The organism is Bradyrhizobium sp. HKCCYLS20291, assembly GCF_051167715.1.
Classification (GTDB): domain Bacteria; phylum Pseudomonadota; class Alphaproteobacteria; order Rhizobiales; family Xanthobacteraceae; genus Bradyrhizobium.
On sequence record NZ_JBNPTO010000004.1, the window covers coordinates 313623 to 332515 of the forward strand.

15 protein-coding genes are annotated in these 18893 nt (G+C 67.1%); 10 read left to right on the forward strand and 5 right to left on the reverse strand.

The window, feature by feature from the left end; genetic code table 11:
- Positions 1-23 precede the first annotated feature (23 nt).
- Positions 24-188, reverse strand: a complete 165-nt coding sequence (locus tag ACQR07_RS12235) for a Flp family type IVb pilin (RefSeq protein WP_434868408.1) — start codon at positions 186-188, stop codon at positions 24-26.
- A 384-nt stretch (positions 189-572) separates the two neighbouring features.
- Here ACQR07_RS12235 and ACQR07_RS12240 point away from each other — a divergent pair, with 384 nt between their 5' ends.
- The 4 genes from ACQR07_RS12240 (at position 573) to ACQR07_RS12255 (ending at position 7885) form a co-directional block, all read left to right on the forward strand.
- Positions 573-2105, forward strand: coding sequence for a thymidine phosphorylase family protein (locus ACQR07_RS12240; RefSeq protein ID WP_434902535.1), 1533 nt, complete (start codon positions 573-575; stop codon positions 2103-2105).
- Between the two features lie 46 nt (positions 2106-2151).
- Positions 2152-3744, forward strand: coding sequence for an MBL fold metallo-hydrolase (locus ACQR07_RS12245; protein ID WP_434902536.1), 1593 nt, complete (start codon positions 2152-2154; stop codon positions 3742-3744).
- A 262-nt stretch (positions 3745-4006) separates the two neighbouring features.
- Positions 4007-6130, forward strand: coding sequence for an OmpA family protein (locus ACQR07_RS12250; RefSeq protein WP_434902537.1), 2124 nt, complete (start codon positions 4007-4009; stop codon positions 6128-6130).
- A gap of 12 nt (positions 6131-6142) precedes the next feature.
- Positions 6143-7885 carry a cell envelope biogenesis protein TolA gene (locus tag ACQR07_RS12255; RefSeq protein WP_434902538.1) on the forward strand — a complete coding sequence of 581 codons (1743 nt, stop codon included), beginning with the start codon at positions 6143-6145 and terminating at the stop codon, positions 7883-7885.
- Between the two features lie 181 nt (positions 7886-8066).
- On the opposite strand, the gene ACQR07_RS12260 is transcribed toward ACQR07_RS12255, so the two are convergent.
- The gene (locus ACQR07_RS12260; protein WP_434902539.1) at positions 8067-9650 is read right to left on the reverse strand and encodes an MDR family MFS transporter; all 1584 of its coding nucleotides are present in this window, start codon (positions 9648-9650) and stop codon (positions 8067-8069) included.
- A 170-nt stretch (positions 9651-9820) separates the two neighbouring features.
- Positions 9821-10333, reverse strand: a complete 513-nt coding sequence (locus ACQR07_RS12265) for a YcgN family cysteine cluster protein (protein ID WP_434902540.1) — start codon at positions 10331-10333, stop codon at positions 9821-9823.
- A 309-nt stretch (positions 10334-10642) separates the two neighbouring features.
- On the opposite strand from ACQR07_RS12265, the gene ACQR07_RS12270 reads away from it, so the two are divergent.
- The 5 genes from ACQR07_RS12270 to ACQR07_RS12290 all read left to right on the forward strand — a co-directional run bounded on the left by ACQR07_RS12270 (position 10643) and on the right by ACQR07_RS12290 (position 16318).
- Positions 10643-12922, forward strand: coding sequence for a transglycosylase domain-containing protein (locus tag ACQR07_RS12270; RefSeq protein ID WP_434868401.1), 2280 nt, complete (start codon positions 10643-10645; stop codon positions 12920-12922).
- 16 nt (positions 12923-12938) lie between these two features.
- Positions 12939-13520: a DUF1214 domain-containing protein gene (locus tag ACQR07_RS12275; RefSeq protein ID WP_434868400.1), complete on the forward strand. Its 582-nt coding sequence runs from the start codon at positions 12939-12941 to the stop codon at positions 13518-13520.
- Positions 13517-14101 (forward strand): DUF1254 domain-containing protein, encoded by a 585-nt coding sequence (locus tag ACQR07_RS12280; protein ID WP_434902541.1) that lies wholly within the window; start codon positions 13517-13519, stop codon positions 14099-14101. The genes ACQR07_RS12275 and ACQR07_RS12280 overlap by 4 nt, the downstream gene beginning before the upstream one ends.
- Positions 14102-14217: 116 nt before the next feature.
- Positions 14218-14721: a CYTH domain-containing protein gene (locus ACQR07_RS12285; RefSeq protein WP_434902542.1), complete on the forward strand. Its 504-nt coding sequence runs from the start codon at positions 14218-14220 to the stop codon at positions 14719-14721.
- Between the two features lie 106 nt (positions 14722-14827).
- Positions 14828-16318, forward strand: coding sequence for an acetyl-CoA hydrolase/transferase family protein (locus ACQR07_RS12290; RefSeq protein ID WP_434902543.1), 1491 nt, complete (start codon positions 14828-14830; stop codon positions 16316-16318).
- Here the strand turns inward: ACQR07_RS12290 and ACQR07_RS12295 are convergent.
- Positions 16305-17153: an MBL fold metallo-hydrolase gene (locus ACQR07_RS12295; protein ID WP_434902544.1), complete on the reverse strand. Its 849-nt coding sequence runs from the start codon at positions 17151-17153 to the stop codon at positions 16305-16307. The two genes, ACQR07_RS12290 and ACQR07_RS12295, sit on opposite strands and share 14 nt — an antisense overlap.
- Positions 17154-17254: 101 nt before the next feature.
- Here ACQR07_RS12295 and ACQR07_RS12300 point away from each other — a divergent pair, with 101 nt between their 5' ends.
- On the forward strand, positions 17255-18142 hold the full coding sequence (locus ACQR07_RS12300) for a LysR family transcriptional regulator (RefSeq protein ID WP_434902545.1): 888 nt from the start codon (positions 17255-17257) through the stop codon (positions 18140-18142).
- On the opposite strand, the gene ACQR07_RS12305 is transcribed toward ACQR07_RS12300, so the two are convergent.
- Entirely contained in the window at positions 18139-18888 is a 750-nt protein-coding gene (locus ACQR07_RS12305) for a hypothetical protein (protein ID WP_434868458.1), read from the reverse strand. The genes ACQR07_RS12300 and ACQR07_RS12305 overlap by 4 nt on opposite strands.
- Between the last annotated feature and the right edge of the window lie 5 nt (positions 18889-18893).

The window sequence follows — 18893 nt, forward strand, 5'->3', positions numbered from 1 at the left end:
TTGGTCTGGAATGCGCTCGGCGCCTATTTGAGCGAGCTGTTGATCGACGAGAACTTGCTGCTGAGTTGAGTGCCCAGCCCGTTGACGGCCGCCACGATCACTATGCTCAGTCCGCCCGCGATGATGGCGTATTCGATCGAGGTCGCGCCAGCCTCGTTCTTCAGGAAGCTCGCAATCAACTGCCGCATCTACCACTCCGCTCGGGCTCGATCGTTTGAGGCGCCGACACGGCGCGCGCAAAGGCCGGGACGGATGCCCCAGAAAAACCCTCGATCATCGGCTTGAACAAACGGTTAACTGATCGAGGAGGCGGCGTCCTCGAAGGCGGCTGCCGGCCCCCGGTCGCGCGCCTCCAGCGGTTCAGAGCCTGGAACCGAGCCTGGGCGCAAACACCTGAATCTCCACGCGTTCGCTCCGGATCGCCAGCCTGCCGGCAATCCCGCCGCGCGGGCGGATCGCCGCAATCCCCCGCCGAAACATTCAGAAAAAATTCGGCCTGTTCGCCGGATGACGCTGCATGATCTCGGTCAACGATCGTGCGAGCCGTGACGCTAAGGTCTATACTAACTACCATGACACCAGCAGATTCCACCCGCCCCCAACTCAAGCTCCGCAGTGTCGCGCTCGACACCGGGCGGGAAAACGTCGTCGTGATCTCGCGCCGCTCCAAGGCGTTGCGGCCCGAGGTCTTCCGCGGCTTCTCTCGGGTCGAGCTGCGCTGCAATTCGCGAACGCTGCTGGCAACGCTGCTGATCACCGACGATGATGCGCTGGTCGGACCGGACGAGATCGGTCTGTCCGAGCCGGCGCTGCGGCGCTTCGCCGAGCCGGCCGGCACGCTCGCGACGGTGTCGCCCGCGACTCCGCCCGACAGCCTCGAATCCGTCCGCGCCAAGATCCGCGGCGAGACCTTGAGCGACGAGGCCATCGCAGCCGTCATCGATGATCTCGCACATTATCGCTACTCCGACATGGAGATCGCGGCGTTCCTGATCGGCTCGGCCAGCTTCATGAGCTCGGGCGAGCTGTTGGCGCTGACCCGCGCCATGGCCAATGCGGGGACGCAACTGACATGGCCGGAGCCCGTAGTCGTCGACAAGCACTGCATCGGCGGCATCCCCGGCAACCGAACGTCCATGGTGGTGGTGCCCATCGTTGCCGCGCACGGCCTGACCATTCCCAAGACCTCGTCGCGCGCGATCACCTCGCCGGCCGGCACCGCCGACACGATGGAGGTGCTGGCGCGGGTCAATGTCGGCGCCGAGGAAATGAAATCGATCGTGGCGGCGTGCAATGGCTGCGTGATCTGGGGCGGCCACGTCAATCTGTCGCCGGCCGACGACATCCTGATCTCGGTGGAGCGCCCGCTCAGCCTGGATACCCGCGAGCAGATGGTCGCCTCGATCCTGTCGAAGAAGATCGCCGCCGGCTCGACCCATCTCCTGCTCGACCTGCCGGTCGGCCCGACCGCCAAGCTCACCAGCGGCGCTGATGCGATGCGGCTGCGCAAGCTGTTCGAATTCGTCGGCGACCGCTTTGGCCTCAAGGTCGAGGTGATCACGACCGATGGCCGCCAGCCGATCGGCAACGGCATCGGTCCGGTGCTCGAAGCGCGGGACGTCATGGCCGTGCTCGGCAACGAGCCGTCGGCGCCCGCGGACCTGCGCGAGAAGTCGCTGCGGCTATCAGCGCATCTGCTCGAATATGATCCGAAGCTGCGCGGCGGCGCCGGATATGCGCGGGCACGCGAGCTGCTCGACAGCGGCGCGGCGCTGAAGCAGATGCTGAAGATCATCGATGCCCAGGGACCGCCGGAGTGCGGCAGCGAGCTCGGCGATCTCGCCTTCGACGTCAAGGCCGGCAGCGACGGCGTCGTCTCGGCGATCGACTGCCTGCGGCTGAACCGTCTGGCCCGCACGGCCGGTGCGCCGGTCAACAAGGGCGCGGGCATCAGCCTGTTCAAGAAGATCGGCGACCGCGTCGAGCGGGGTGAGCCACTCTACCGCGTGTTCACCTGCGATCCCTCGGAACATGATCTCGCCGCTGCCGCAGCCGGCATCGACAACGGTTATGCCTTCGCAGAGACGCCGGACGGCCACCGGTGATGAGCCGAGGTCGAAACTTCCTCCATTCCTTGCAGGAGACCGCCGCATGAGTGTGACCCTTGGCTTCTGCGGCGCCGCGCATACGGTTACCGGGTCCTGTTACCTGGTCCGCACCGACCAAGGTCGGATCCTGATCGATTGCGGCCTATTCCAGGGCCAGAAGACGCTGAAGGAGCTCAACTACGGCGACTTTCCGTTTCGCCCGGAAGAGATCGACGCCGTGCTGCTGACACATGCCCATATCGATCACAGCGGCCTGCTGCCGAAGCTGGTGCGCTTGGGGTTCGACGGCAAGATCTTCGCGACGCGCGGCACCATCGATCTCTGTTCGTGGATGCTGCCCGATGCCGGCAACATCCAGGAGCAGGAGGTGCTGGCGTTGAACCGGCGCAACATCGCGCGCGGACGCGCGGAGGTCAGCCCGATCTACACCCAGGCTGATGCGATCGCCTCACTGCAATATTTTCAACCCGTCGCCTACGAGAGCTGGACCGACATCATCCCCGGCATCCGCGCCCGCTACTGGAATGCCGGGCATCTGTTGGGCTCGGCCTCGATCGAGATCGAATTCGCGGGACAAGGCCGCGACGGCGCGCCGCTGCGGCTGCTCGCGTCGGGCGATGTCGGACCGGACGCCAAGCTGCTGCAGCCCGATCCCAAAGCGCCCGAAGGCTTCGACTACGTGATCTCGGAAGCCACCTACGGCGACCGCATGCGCGAGCCGACCACGCCCGAGCAGCGCCGCGCGCGTCTGGCCGGCGAGGTGCGCGACGCCGCAGACGCGAAGGGTGCTCTGCTCATCCCGGCCTTCGCGGTCGAACGGACACAGGAGCTGATCGTCGATCTCGTCGGCCTGATGGAGCAAGGCGAGATCCCGGTCGCGCCGATCTTCCTGGACTCCCCGCTCGCCATCCACGCCACCGAGGTGTTTCGGGCGCACGCCGCGAGCCTCGACGGCGGCAGCGATGTCGGCCGGCTGCTGTCCTCGCCGCATCTGCGCTTCACCGAGACGGTCGACGAGAGCAAGGCGATCGCCAAGCTGACGGGCTTCCACATCGTCATCGCCGCTAGCGGCATGTGCGATGCGGGACGCATCCGCCATCATCTGAAACGCTGGCTGTGGAACAACCGCGCCACCGTCCTGCTGGTCGGCTACCAGGCCAACGGAACGCTGGGACGCTTCCTGCAGGATGGCGTCAAGGCGGTGCGCATCCAGGGCGACGAGATCAAGGTCGCGGCGCGCATCCGCATGATCGACGACTACTCCGGCCACGCCGACGGCGCCGAGATCGCCCGCTGGATCGCGGCCCGCCGTCCGATCGCGCGCGGGCTGTTCCTGTCGCATGGCGAGGAGGCCGCGATCGCGGCGCTGGCCGGGCGCGTCGCGGAGCGCATCGTGCCGTCCGCCAAGGTGTTCTCGCCCCTGCTCGACGACATCTACGAGCTGACGAGCAGCGTGCCGACCCCGCTCGAAGCGGCGCGGCGCCGGCGCCTGGCGCCGGAAGCGGTGACCCGGCTCGACTGGCACAACGACATGTCGGGCCTGCTGCTCGACATCCATGAGCGCATCGAGCAGGCCGCCGACGACCGCGCCCGCGGCGTCATCATCCGCCGCCTCAGGCGGGCGCTGGAGGGGTGACGGCCCCGTGGCCGGAACGATCTCGTCGTCGAACGGTCACAGTTTGATCGCAACCTCGATCGGCTGGGAGATCATCGCGCAGCGGCCGTCCCGGGGAAGTGCGGCTGCGAACACGAACGCCATCTCCGCTTGTGCATAGTGTGCTACACAACGCGCAGACGGCTGGTCTCCGAGGGTGATTCTGATACGCTCGACGCGTGGTTCACGACGACGGGACGATCCGAGTGAACCAAGCGCAGGTGGGGAAACGGGGGGCTCTCACATGCACCAACCATCGAAATGGTGGACGGGACTGATCGTGGTCAGCGTGCTCTGGCTCGCGGCGATCAGTTTCAAGACGGCGGGCGTGGAAGACGATATTGCGCCGCGAGCGCAAGCCGCCGTCGCAGCGGCCGCACCCGATACCGCCGCGGCACTGAAGGTCTCGGTCAGAGGCCGCGACGTTTTCATCCAGGGTCCGGAGTTCAGCGCCGACCAGTCCGCGCGGTTGAGCGATGCGGCGACAGTCAACGGCGTCCGCCTCGTCGACGACAGCTACGACAAGCTGCCGACCCCCAAACCCTATGCATTCCGCGCCGCACGCAACGGCAGCCAGCTCGTGCTCGAGGGCGGCGTGCCGACGCCCGCCGTCCGCGTCGCCGTCGTCAATGCCGCCCGTTCTGCGACCACCGGCGGCGAGGTCGTCGATCGGCTCGGCTACGCCCTGGGCGCCCCGGCGAACTTTGCCGCCATCGCCGGTCACGGCGCGGTCCAGGCGACGAAACTCAATGGCGGCACCTTCTCGCTCGCCGACAAGGCCTATTCGATCGCCGGTGCCGCGACCTCGTCCGACATCTATGAGGCGGCGATCGCCGCGACGCGGCAGCTGCCGGGTGGTGCCGTGCTCGCCAATGCCGCCATCCTGCCGCCCGAGGCCAAACCGTTCATCTGGAGCGCGGTGCGCGACGCCAAGTCGGTCGTGATGTCCGGTGTCGTTCCGAACGACGAGATCAGGCGCGCGTTGGAGGCTGCGGCGGTCAAGGCGTGGCCCGGATCATCCGTGATGCATCAGATGCAGATCGCGCGCGGTGCGCCGTCGGGCGATTTCAACGCCTATACGACCTATGCGCTGGCCGAGCTCGGCCGGTTGAGCACAGGACGCGTCGTCATCTCCGATGCGAGCTACACGATCACCGGCGAGGCGCCTTCCAGCGCGGCCTACGACGAGGCGATGGCCGGCGTTGGCAAGCTGCCCCGCGGGCTGACCCTGGCCAAGGCCGACATCCTGCCGCCGGAGATCAAGCCATATCGCTGGTCGGCGGACTTCAACGGCACCGCGCTGAGCCTCGCCGGCCTCGCCCCCGCGACCGCCGTGCGCGAGGCGATGCTGGGCTCCGCCAGCGGACAGTTCGACGGCAAGCCGATCAGGAGCGAGATCGGCATCGCTCGCGGTGCGCCCGATGGCGACCTTGCCAAGGCGAGCGCCAGTCTGCTGAAGCAGCTCGCCAGGCTGGCGCAGGGCCGCGCCGAGATCAACGAGACCAAGGTCTCGCTCAATGGCGCCGGCCTTGCCAACGTCACCGGCGCCGCCGTGCGCGAGGAGCTGGCGGGCGCCCTGCCCGCGCCGTTCACGATCGCCGCGGTCGATGTCCGCGACGGTCCGGTGTCGCCCTATTCGTTCCAACTGCAGAAGCAGGATGGCCGCGTCAGGCTGAGCGGCTACGTGCCCAGCGACGCAGCACGGCGCGATCTCGTCGACGCTGCGACGCAGGCCTTCGTCACCGAGACGGTCGAGGATGCCCTGAAGCTCGGCGACGGCGCCCCGAAGGATTTCGTCACATCGCTCAAGGCGACATTCCCGGCGCTGGCGCGGCTGTGGTCGGGCGCGCTGACCGCGAAGGATGCGACCCTCTCGGTCGACGCGCTCGCGATCTACGACAAGTCAGCCGAGCAGGTGCGCAAGGAACTTGCCGATGCCGCCGCAGGCGACATCAAGCTCGCCGACGTCAAGATCGGGGTCAAGCCGGCGAGCCCGCCCCTTGCCGTGGCCGAATGCCAACCGGCGTTCGAAGGCCTGCTCGCCAAGGGCCGCATCCGCTTCGGCACCGGCAGCGCCGAGCTGAGCCGCGAGTCGCTGGCGCTGCTCGACCACATCGTTGACGTGGCGCAGCGCTGCAAGGAGGCCGAGATCACGATCGAAGGCCACACCGACAATGTCGGCGACGAGGACAGCAACATGGACCTCTCGAAGCGGCGGGCGGCGGCGGTGGTCGGCTATATCGGCGAGGCCGGCATCGACACCGCGCGCATGAGCTCGGAAGGCTACGGCCAGACCAAGCCGGTCGCCTCCAACGACAGCGCGGAAGGCCGCGCGCAGAATCGCCGCATCGAATTCGTCGTGAAGTGAGGCGCTGACATCATGATGTACGACCTTGCGACGTTTCTGTTCTGGATCATCCTCTGCGTCATCATCGGCGGCTTCGTCGGCTGGCACACCTGGTCGGATGCGAAGCAGCCCGACTGGATGCGGAGCTGGCTGCTGCCCGTCATCCTCGCCTTCGTCATCGGCTCGCTGATGGCGATGCTGAGCGTGCTGCCAGGCCGCGCCGGGCTGTGGCTCGAGGTCGCGCTGCTGATGGTCGGCGCCTATGTGGTCGGTTGTCTGGTCGGCGGACAGCTGAAGGAATATGTCGGACTTGGCGACGGCAGCGCGATGGCCCCCGGCGGGCCGGGCGGAGTCGCGGCGCTCACCGCGACAGTCCGTCCGCCCTGGGCCGACAGCCCGTCGCCGGCCGCGCAGGCTGCGGCCAGCATCGAGGCTGATCGTCTTGCCGCTGAAACTGCGACGAAGGCCGAAGCGGATCGTCTTGCTGCTGAGGCTGCCGCAAAAGCCGAGGCTGATCGTCTTGCTGCCGAAGCCGCGGCCAAGGCCGAGGCTGACCGTCTCGCTGCTGAGGCTGCGGCAAAGGCCGAGGCTGACCGTCTCGCCGCTAAAGCCGCCGCGAAGGCCGAGGCCGACCGTCTCGCCGCTGAAGCTGCGGCAAAGGCTGAGGCCGATCGTCTCGCCGCTGAAGCTGCGGCAAAGGCTGAGGCCGACCGTCTTGCTGCCGAAGCTACGGCAAAGGCCGAGGCCGACCGTCTCGCCGCTGAGGCTGCAGCCAAGGCGGAGGCCGAACGTCTCGCGGCCGAAGCTGCAGCCAAGGCGGAGGCCGAACGTCTGGCTGCGGAAGCCGTCGCACATGCAGAGGCGGAAGCCCAGCGCGTTGCCGCGGAGGCGACGGCCAAAGCCGAGGCCGAACGTCTGGCGGCTGAGGCCGCCGCAAAGGTCGAAGCGGATCGCGCGGCTGCGGAGGCGGCAGCGAATGCCGAGGCCGATCGCCTCGCCGCCGAGGTCGCGGCGTCGGCTGACGAGCCGGCTGAGGGCAGCAGCGATGACGGACGGCCGCCCGCCCTGCCTGCGCCCGATGGCAGCGCCGACGATCTCAAGCTCATCAAGGGCATCGGGCCGAAGAACGAGGCCATCCTCAACGACATCGGCGTGCATCATTTCAGCCAGATCGCGGAATGGTCGCCGGCCCATGCCGACTGGGTCGGCCACCACATGGCCTTCCCCGGCCGCATCGAGCGCGAGCACTGGATCCCCCAGGCCAAGCTGCTCGCGGCCGGCCTCGACACGGCGCATTCGACCGCGGTGAAATCGGGTGCGCTCACGATCGACGATCAGGCCGACGCGCCGCTGAGCGAGGACGAGGCCAGCTATCTCCTCGCCCACCTGCCCGCCCTGATGCCGAAGGTCGAGAACGAGGAGGCCCACGGCGGTGCACGGCCGCTCGGTCTGGCGGCGCCGCACGGCGGCGAGGCCGACGATCTCAAGCTGATCAAGGGCATCGGCAAGCAGAACGAGGCGCGGCTGCATGGCCTCGGCATCTGGCACTTCGCGCAGATCGCGGCGTGGACCGCCGAACATGCCAAATGGGTCGGGTCCTATCTCGCCTTCGCCGGCCGCATCGAGCGCGAGCAATGGATCAGCCAGGCGAAGGAGCTGGCGAGCGGCGGCACCACCGAGTTCTCCCGTCGCGCCGAAGCGGGTCTCGTCAAATCCTCGCTCGACGACGGCTCGCGCGGCCAGGACAACATCGAGGTCGCCCCACCGCGCGAGTAGTTGTCAAGCAAACGGTTCGTAGGGTGGGCAAAGGCGCTGACGCGCGCTCTCCACACCCGCAATCACGGCGGCGCCGTGCCCACTGTCTTGCCACGGGCCATGCTGTGAGATGGTGGGCACGGCGCGCGACAGCCTGCCTGAAATGACGGTCGTGCCTCGCGCCTTTGCCCACCCTACGGTTCTACTCCGCCATCTCCACCGGCTCGCTGCGCGACGGGCCGGCCAGCGGGCGCTCCTCCATCAGGATCATGCAGACGCAGGCGCAGGCCAGCATCGCGGTGGCGGCGGCGTAGACGAAGCGGAAGGCGTGGATCATGTCGGCTTCGGCGATGCCGCTGACCGCGCCATGGGCGCCCTCGGCGAGCGAGATGTCGGCGCCGAGCACCATCAGCAGGATGGCGCTGAAGGCTGCGACGGTGAACGAGGACATCATCGAGCGGAAGAAGTTCATCGCGCCGGTGATGGTGCCGATCTGCGATCGGTCCACGGCGTTCTGCAGCGACACCACCGAGATCGGGAACGCCGTGCCGAGCCCGATGCCGAAGATCGACAGCAGCACCATCAGCACCCACAGCGACGGCGTCGTCACGGTCATGACCGCGGCGGCGATCGTCCCGATCAGCGTGCCGATGATCGCGACACGCTTGTAGTGCTTCACACGGGCCATGGTGCGGCCGGCGATCCCCGCGCCGAACGTCGAGATCGCCGCGATCGGAATCAGGCCGAGGCCGGCCTCGCTCGGCGTCAGGTGGTAGACCAGCTCGTAATACAGCGGCAGATGCACCGTGAGCCCGATCAGGGCGCCGAGCGCACAGCCGCTCGCCAGCAGGCCATAAGGCACGACCGTGCCGCCCATCAGCGACAGCGGCAGGAACGGCTCGTCCGCGCGCTTGGCGTGCCAGACGAAAGCGAGCCCCAGCGCGACGGCGCTGCCGATCATCGCCAGGATGGTCGGCGACAGCCAGGCCAGCTTGTGGCCGCCCCAGGTCAGCACCAGCATGAACACGACCGCCGAGGCCATCAGCAGCAGGCCACCGGCCCAGTCGACCTTGCGGAGCCGATGATAGACCGGCAGCCGGCCCATCTTGGGCAGCAGCAGCGCCAGCGCCGCAATTGCGAGGGGTACGTTGATCCAGAAGATCATCGACCAGTGCAGATGATCGGCGAAGAAGCCGCCGATGACAGGCCCGAGCAGTCCCGCGAGCAGCCAGACGCCGCTGAACCAGGCCTGGTACTGGCCGCGCTCGCGCGGGCTGACCACGTCGGAGATGACGGTCTGCACGACAGGCATGATGCCGCCGCCGCCGAGCCCCTGCAGGCCGCGGGCGAGGATCAGCACCGGCATGTTCGGCGCCAGCGCGCAGACCACGGACCCGACCACGAACAGGCTGAGCGCGGTGATGATCATCGAGCGCCGGCCGTAAATATCGCAGAGGGTACCGAACACCGGCGCCACCGCCGTGGAGGCCAGTAGATAGGCGGTGATCACCCAGGACAGATTGGTGACGTCCTGGAACTCGCGGCCGATGGTCGGCAGCGCGGTTGCGACGATGGTCTGGTCGAGCGCCGCCAGGAACATCGTCAGCAGCAGGCTCATCAGGATGGTGCGCACCTCGGCCGGGGTCAGCGGCACGGGGGCAGCGAGCGGGGGCGCATCCTCGATCGCCTGGACCTGCGGCGGAATCGCCGGCAGCTCGGCGGCGAGCTCTTCGGACAAGGATTGGGACGCGGCAGGATATTGGCTCTGCCGTTCGAACTTGTTCATGAGATGAATGCTGTGCCAGGCGCGACGAACGCCGCGCGGATTCGCTTAGATAGCGAACTACTTAAGGCATAATTTTCCCTTGCGGCAGCGGGTCGCGCGCATGGGTGCCTCCCGGCAGCACGGGACCGGTCGCATCATCGTGACTTGCTGCGAGTGCGAAGTGATCGGGCCTATTTCGGCCGGTGCTTCAGCTTGGCGCGCTTCGGTAGAAGCACGGGCCATTGCACGATGTGGTCTTCGAGTTCGTCGTCAGGGACGTCGTCCTCGGTGCCCTCGACCCGGCCGCGCACGGACACACCGGCTTCATGGACGGTCTGAGGATCGCCGGAGATCAGCGGATGCCACCAATAGAGATCACGTCCTTCCGCGACCAGGCGGTAACCGCAGCTCGGCGGCAGCCAGGTGATGGTGCGGACGTTCTCGGGCGTCAGGCGAACGCAATCCGAGACTTGGTCGGAGCGGTTCGGGTAATCCTTGCAGGCACATAGGCCGGCATCCAGAAGCTTGCAGGAAATGTGGGTGAAGTAGATGTCGCCGGTATCCTCGTCCTCGAGCTTTTCCAGGCAGCAGCGCCCGCAGCCGTCGCACAGGCTTTCCCATTCCGCCTCGGACATCTGCTCCAAGGTCTTGGTCTTCCAGAACATTCCCTCCTGGCCCGAGGGACGTTTGAGCGGTGCGGTCATCGGGCGAATCCAGGCGGGGCGCGGCGTGGCCGCCATCTAGGTGCCCTGCCCCGCGCGGCGCAAGGGGCACCTCTGCGGTTCAAGCGGGACGTTAGCTTTGTGCATCAAATTGTGAGGGGAACCATTGGTTTGTGACCCCCGCTCGGCTAGATTATGAGCTTGAGTCACTGCGACGGCGGCGCCCAGCGCCACCGGTCCAGTGCCTTGGGTTTGCCGCAACAATCGCGCAAGACCCTCCGATGGCTCCCAGCCCGCGTGCTGAGTGCTTTCGAAGCCCGCTGACACGCTTTCGAAACGACCAGGGTCCCCGTGCGGCAGATCATTCCAGACCATTGGAAGAAGCGGATCAACAATTTCCGCCTGGATCTCGACGCGCGGTTCGATTCGGCGCTGTTCTCCTCGCTGCGCGGGACCCGCGAACTGTACGAGCGCTATTCGGCATTCATGGACCGCTTTTATGTCGGCGGCTGGAAGCGCTGGGTGTTCGTCGAGCCGTTCTCGGAAGCCGCCACGATCGGCCTCGGCGGGCTGGTGCTGATGCTGGCGCTCGCCATCCCGGCGTTCCGGGAAACCGCCGACGAGGACTGGCTGAAGAAGTCGGACCTCGCCGTGACCTTCCTCGACCGCTACGGCACCCCGATCGGCAGCCGCGGCATCAAGCACAACGACTCGATCCCGCTGGAAGACTTCCCAGACAATCTGATCAAGGCGACCCTGGCCACCGAGGACCGCCGCTTCTACGACCATTTCGGCATCGACTTCCCCGGCCTCGCCCGCGCGCTGGTGACCAACGCCCAGGCCGGCGGCGTCCGCCAGGGCGGCTCCTCGATCAGCCAGCAGCTCGCCAAGAACCTGTTCCTGTCCAACGAGCGCACCATCGAGCGCAAGGTCAACGAGGCGTTCCTGGCGATCTGGCTTGAGACCCGCCTGACCAAGAATGAGATCCTCAAGCTCTATCTCGACCGCGCCTACATGGGCGGCGGCACGTTCGGCGTCGACGGCGCCGCGCATTTCTATTTCAACAAGTCGGTGCGCGACATCAACCTGTCGGAAGCGGCGATGCTGGCCGGCCTGTTCAAGGCGCCGACCAAGTTCGCGCCCCACATCAACCTGCCCGCGGCGCGCGCCCGCGCCAACGTCGTGCTCGACAATCTGGTCGACGCCGGTTTCATGACCGAGGGCCAGGTGTTCGGCGCCCGCCGGAATCCAGCCTTCGCGGTCGACCGCCGCGACGAGAGTTCGCCGAACTACTTCCTCGACTATGCCTTCGACGAGATGCGCAAGCTGGTCGACACGTTCCCGAAGTCCTACACCGAGCGCGTGTTCGTGGTGCGGACCTCGATCGACATGAACGTGCAGCATGCCGCCGACGAGGCGATCGAGAACCAGCTGCGCCAGTTCGGCCGCGACTACCACGCGACCCAGGCGGCGACCGTGGTCTCCGATCTTGATGGCGGCATCCGCGCCATGGTCGGCGGCCGCGACTATGGCTCCAGCCAGTTCAACCGCGCCACCGATGCCTACCGGCAGCCCGGCTCGTCGTTCAAGCCTTATGTCTATACGACCGCGCTGCTGAACGGATTGAAGCCGACCTCGACCATCGTCGACGGCCCGGTCTGCATCGGCAATTGGTGCCCGCAAAACTACGGTCATTCCTATTCCGGCACGGTGACCCTGACCCAGGCGATCACCCGATCGATCAACGTCGTCCCGGTGAAGCTGTCGATCATGCTCGGCGGCAAAGAGGGTCCGAAGGCCGGCCGCGCCAAGATCGTCGAGGTCGCCCGCCGCTTCGGCATCAAGGCGCCGCTGCCCGATACGCCGTCGATGCCGATCGGCTCCGACGAGGTGACCGTGCTGGAGCATGCGGTCGCCTATGCGACTTTCCCCAACAAGGGCAAGGCGGTGACGCCGCATTCCGTGCTGGAGGTGCGCACCGGCGCCGGCGATCCGGTCTGGCGCTGGGACCGCGACGGGCCGAAGCCGCGCCAGGCGATCCCGGCCTCGGTGGCCGCCGACATGGCCGGCATGATGAGCCACGTCGTCAGCGAAGGCACCGCGCGCCGCGCCGCGCTCGACGGCATCCCGACCGCCGGCAAGACCGGCACCACCAATGCGTATCGTGACGCCTGGTTCGTCGGTTACACCGGCAACTTCACCTGCGCCGTCTGGTACGGCAATGACGACTATTCGCCGACCAACCGCATGACCGGCGGCTCGCTGCCGGCACAGACCTGGCATGACATCATGCTCGCTGCGCATCAGGGCGTCGAGGTGAAGGAACTGCCGGGCGTCGGCATGGGTGAGAAGCTGCCGCAGCCGGCGTCTGCGGCGATGGCGCAGGCCGGCCAGCCGAAAACGCTCGAGATCAAGCCTGGCCCGCCGCCGGTGCTGACCCGTCGCGGCGCCGATGTTCTGGTGCAGGTCGAGAAGATGCTCGACGATGCCGCGCGCGTCGCCGAAAAGACGGCGCCCGCCGATCCGAAGAAGCCGGGCAAGCCAGTGTCATCGAGCGCGCTGGCCTTCCCCGAGAACTACGCCGCGGCGACAGCCGATGGCGCTGCGACCCCTGCCCTGCGCAAGAACTGACGACAGCGATTTTCCCGTGCGGCTGCTCTTTATTACATTGGTCACGCTCCTGATCGCCACCGGCGTCGGCATCGGTGCGACCTGGATGACCACGACGCGCGGCACCGAATTCGGCACCCTGACGATCGGCGCCTGGACCGCGCGCCCGAAGACCGGCACCGCCGATGTCGATCCCTATGCGCGCGCCACCATCACCCGCAACGGCGAGCTGCCGATCGGCACCGGCGACGGCGTCGCCTTCACCGCGATTGCCGACGACACCAAGAAGCCGCTCGACGGCCGCTGCGACATCGTCGTCAGCGGCGTGACGCCACCGGCGCGGTTCTGGACACTGACGCTCTACGATCGCAAGGGCCACCTCGTCGCCAACACGCTGCAGCGCTACGGCTTCACCAGCCAGGAGCTGGTGCGCGGCGCCGACGGCTCGTTCGAGATCCGCGTCGCCGCACGTTCGCGCTCCGGCAACTGGCTGCCGACCGGCGGCATCGAGCGCTATGCGCTGATGCTGCGGCTCTACGACACGCCGGTCGGGGTCGCGACCCGCACGCAGCGTGACGCGCCGATGCCGTCGATCACCACGGTGGGCTGCCCGTCATGATCCGGTTGCTGTTCACGGTCGTCGTCGGTGTGCTGCTCGGCGGCGTGGTCCATCTCGTCAGCGTGCTGGCGCTGCCGCGCATCTCGACCCAGGACGCCTATTCGCGACTGACGCCGATGACCAAGCTCAACGCCGTTACGCCGCTGCCGCTCGCCGATCCCGGCAATTCGCCGATGCCGTTCATGGACCCGGCGTTTGCCATGGCGATCTGCCGCTACGATCTGTCCGACGGGCCGCTGAAGCTGACCGTGCCGGTGAGCCAGGCCTATACGTCGGTGTCGTTCTACACCCGCAACGAGATCGCCTATTACGCCATCAACGATCGCTCCGCCGGCAAGCGCGTCATCGAGCTCGACCTCATGACGGAGAATCAGCACGAGGATCTGCCCGAGGACGAGGAGATCACGGCCGCCGATCGCCTCATCATCGACTCGCCGAGCACGACGGGCCTGATTGTGCTGAAGGCGCTGGCCGCCGAACCCGGTCTCATGCCGCAGGCGCAGGCCTCCCTTGCAGCGGCCAGTTGCGGCGTGCAGGGCGAAGCTCCGGCCAAGGCGGAAAAGCCGCGCGGAAAGCGGTAAGCTTCGCTATCGCAGCCGGCAGCGCAACCCTGTCTTCACCCTTCGTGGCATAGAGGCTGAAGCGATCGGCTGATATGTTGCTGCAGCTCTGCAGCGCCTCGCTCACCAACAGGTCAATGCCTCTCGAAATCGAACGGAAGTTTCTCGTCAAGACCGATGCTTGGCGGGATCACGCGACGCATGCCGAGCGCCTTCGCGATGGCCTCGTGGCACGTCAGGACGGACTCAAGGTTCGCGTCCGCTGCTACGGCAGCCGGACGACATTGTGCGTGAAGAGCGGCCGGCGCGGCCTGTCGCGCGAGGAGTTCGAATACGACATTCCGCGCGATCACGCCGAGGCGATCTTCGCGCACTGCGCGGGCCGCATCATCGAGAAGACGCGTCACTACGTTCCCGGCGAAAGCGGCGTCTGGGAGATCGACGTCTATCATGGGGCGCTCGACGGCATCGTCATCGCCGAGATCGAGCTGCCGAGCGAAACGACCGTCGTGACGCCGCCCGATTGGGTCGGCGACGAGGTCACCGGCGATCCGCGCTACAGCAAGGCCAACATGCTGACCGAGCGCTTGCGCGCGGCAACGGTTCGCGAGCTGCGCCGCGCGCGTCTTGCAGGGCTGTGATGCGCGTATCACCCGATTGACCGGTGTCAAACCGCCCCCGCGAAGCCGATCTTAAACAGCGCGGACTTTGGCAGGCCTGAATGGCCTGCACACGGAGTTTGCCAGAATGAGTTCATCGCAGGTGATGTCGCAGGCGCTACGCGCCAAGATTATGTCGGCGGACGAGGCCGCCGCGCTGGTCAAGCCGGGCAGCCATGTCGGCATGAGCGGCTTCACCGGCTCGGGCTATCCCAAGGCAGTGCCGCTCGCCCTCGCCCGCCGCATCGAGGCTGCGCATGCGCGCGGCGAGCCGTTTCGCATCGGCGTGTGGACCGGCGCCTCGACAGCGCCCGAGCTCGACGGCGCTCTCGCCAGGGCGAACGGCATCGACCTCCGCCTGCCCTATCAGTCCGATCCGACGACGCGCCAGCGCATCAATGCCGGCAGCATCGAATACATCGATTTGCATCTCAGCCATGTCGCGCAGTTCGTCTGGTTCGGCTTTCTCGGCCATCTCGACGTCGCCGTGATCGAATGCGCCGGCATCATGCCGGACGGGCGGCTGATCCCGTCGACCTCGATCGGCAACAACAAGACCTGGCTCGATCAGGCCGACCGCGTCATCATCGAGGTCAATTCGTGGATGAACCCGGCGCTGCTCGGCATGCACGACGTCTACTACGGCACCCGGCTGCCGCCGCATCGCAAGCCGATTCCCATCATTGCCCCCGGCGACCGTATCGGCGAGACGACCTATCGCTGTGACCCCGAGAAGGTCATCGCCGTGGTCGAGACCTATGCGCCGGACCGCAACACAACCTTTGCCGCGCCGGACGCGATCTCCGGCGCAATCGCGGGACATATTCTCGAATTCTTCGAACACGAGGTGAAGCAGGGCCGGCTGCCGCGCAACCTGCTGCCGCTGCAGTCCGGCGTCGGCAACGTCGCCAACGCCGTGATGGCCGGGCTCGACGAAGGCCCCTTCCCGCATCTGACCGCCTATACCGAGGTGCTGCAGGACGGCATGCTGAACCTGATCCGCTCCGGACGGATGGAACTCGCCTCAGCGACGGCGCTGTCGCTGAGCTCGGACGCTGCCATTGAGTTCAACCGCGAGATCGAGTTCCTGCGCGACCGCATCGTGCTGCGGCCGCAGGAGATCTCCAACCATCCCGAGGTGATCCGCAGGCTCGGCGTCATCGCGATGAATGGCCTGATCGAGGCCGACATCTACGGCAACGTCAATTCGACCCATGTCCGCGGCAGCAGCATCATGAACGGCATCGGCGGCTCCGGCGACTTCGCTCGTAACGCCTATCTGTCGATCTTCATGACGCCGTCGACCGCGAAGGGCGGCACCATCTCCTGCATCGTGCCGATGGTCACGCATGTCGACCACACCGAGCACGACGTGCAGATCCTGGTTACCGAGCATGGGCTCGCCGACCTGCGCGGCCTGTCACCGAAGCAGCGCGCGCGCATCATCATCGAAACGACGGCACACCCGAAATTCCGCCCGGCATTGTCGGACTATTTCGAACGCGCCTGCCGCGATTCGACCGGCAAGCACACGCCGCATCTGCTCGAGGAAGCGTTCCGCCTGCTCAGGCCGGACTGAAGCGCGCGGTCTGCTGCCCACAACGGCACGTCTCATAGTCGACCGGATCGTGGCTGTTCACGATGGTGACCTGATCGCCGTGATCGCATTTCAGCCGTCGCAACCGCTCCTGGTTAGCGATGCGTGTCGCGCGGTCAAGATCTCCCTTGCGCTGGAAAAGGCCGAGCAGCAGCGGCATGCGCGGCCGCGCCTCGAGTTGACCGTGGAAAAAATAGGCATCGCCGGCGTGCAGCAGCCAATGGTCGCCACGACGCACCGCCACGCCGCAATGCCCGGGCGTGTGGCCCGGCAGCGGGATGATCAGGATGTCGCCGTTGCGAGCAACGGGCGCGCGCACGCCGCGAAAGCCGAACCAGTCCTCGCCGTCGTCGCCGTAGAACTGCCAGTCGGGGCGATGACGCCACTGCCCGGCCACGTAGCGGCCGCGTGGCGGCATTGGAGATCCCTCGACAGCCATCGCATGCTCGTTGCGATGAACGTGCACCTTGGCATTCGGAAAGTCGCCGATGCCGCCGGCGTGGTCGCGATCGAGATGAGTCAGCAGAATGTGCCTGACGTCCGCGGCAGCGAAGCCCAGCGCCTTCACCTGCTGCAACGCCGTTTCGGACGCGTCCAGCCGCGGCGCGGCTTGCCTCACCCAGCGCGCGCCCAGTCGCGCGGGCTCCGCGACATCCGTCGTGCCGAGGCCGGTATCGACCAGGACCAGCCCGTCGTCGCTTTCGATCAGCAGGCAATGGCAGACCAGGCGGGCGCGCGCGAACAGGCGGCCCGTTCCGCTCACCAGCCGGCCTCCGCGCGGGCACATCGTCCCGGTGTTGATATGGTGGATGCGCATTGATCACCTCTCGGCCTTCGCCCGTGGACATTGCGCATCCTTGCGTCTCCGCGATCGATAAGTAAAATATCGATAGATGATGTCTTGCATAGGCTGATCCTATGGATATCCGCGAGCTCCGCTATTTCTCGGCCGTCTTCGAGGAACGCAGCCTGACCCGGGCCGCGGCGCGCTGCTTCGTCTCGCAGCCGTCGATCTCGCTGGCGATTGCCAATCTGGAAACGGAGCTTGGGACCGAGCTGTTCATCCGCCACCGCAAGGGAGTCGTCCCGCTCGAATCAGCGGAGCGCCTGCAGCCGATCGCCCGCCGGATCGTCGAGGAGGCGGACGCCGCGCGCAATCTGTTCCGGCAAGGCGTGGCGAAGCAGGTGCTCAAGCTCGGCCTGATGCGCACCCTCGACGGCGGGCGCGTCACGGCGCTGCTCAAGCCGCTCACGGCGCGCCAGGATCTCAAGCTTCACATCGTGGGGCCTGCCGAACGTGCCGACGCGCGCATCGTCGCAAGAAGCCTCGTCAGTGACGACGAGCACTTTTTATCGCTCTGGAGCGAACGCTATGTCGCGGCACTCCCCCTCGCCCATCCGCTGACACTCAAGTCGCGCTTTCGGGCTGCCGATCTCGCCGAGGTCGCGATGATCGACCGCTGCCATTGCGAGCACAGCGCGCTGGCCGGGCGCGGCGGCAAGCCGCGCGAGGTCGCGGCCATCGCCGAGACCGAGGACTGGGCGCTGGCGCTCGTGGCCGCCGGCGTCGGCATCGCGATCGTGCCGGAAGGCGTCGTCCACGGCCGGAGCGATATCGCCGTGCGCGAGATCGAGATGACGTTGAAGCGCCAGGTCGGTCTGGCCTATCCGGCTGTGCGCGCACCGTCCGAAGGGCTGAAGACACTGATCGCGACGCTGCGAGCGGCAGCGCCGCCGAAGGGCACACGGCAGCAGAAGCGTGCGCCGGTCAAGCGAGAGCGGCGCGGCAAAGTCGCGCTGCGCTAGCCGCGCGTCGTGAGCGGCCGTTCGATCAGGGGCCGCGCCGCGACCGGAGGGTTGGCGGTCTGCGACGCCAGCTCGCTGATCAGGCGGTCGGCATCGGCCGCGATTCCGTCGGGCGCCTGCAGCACGAGACGCTCCAGCGCCCAGCGATAGGATGAGACGCGCTGCTCCAGGCTGATCTGCACCCATTGCACGATCAGCGAATTCTCCTGCATGCGCGCGACCGCGTCGGAGCGTTCGCGCGGCGACAGCTCGGTCATGAACTTCATGCTGGCGTCGCGCTTGCGGTCGAGGTCGATGACGCGGATGGCCGAGGAGAAGAACGGCTCGAAGCGCGTGATGTCGTCGCGCACGTCCTCGATCAGCTGCTGATAGCGCGAGGCATGCGAGCGGTGCGGCTCGTCGATCAGGGTGCGGCCATAGGCGGTGCGGTCGAAGGCCACCTTCTGGCGCCAGGGCGGCGCCGAGGGCGCATAGTCGCCGAACACGGTCTTCCAGGCGGGACGTGAGTGCGGCGGCTCGATCAGCGGATAAGCGAGATCGCGAAGCTGGCGCTCGTTGTCCGTCAGCTGGAACTGCGATGGCTTGACGCCGACGCTGGCGGTGGCTTCCGCCCCGATCCATTTGTGCATGTCGTCGTTGCGCATCTCCGCGCGGGTGCGGCCGAAATCTCCGCCGCTGCAGGCGCCGAGCAGTTGACCCGCGAGAAGAAGTGCAAGGATCGGCGCCACACGCCGGACCGGGAGCATCATGG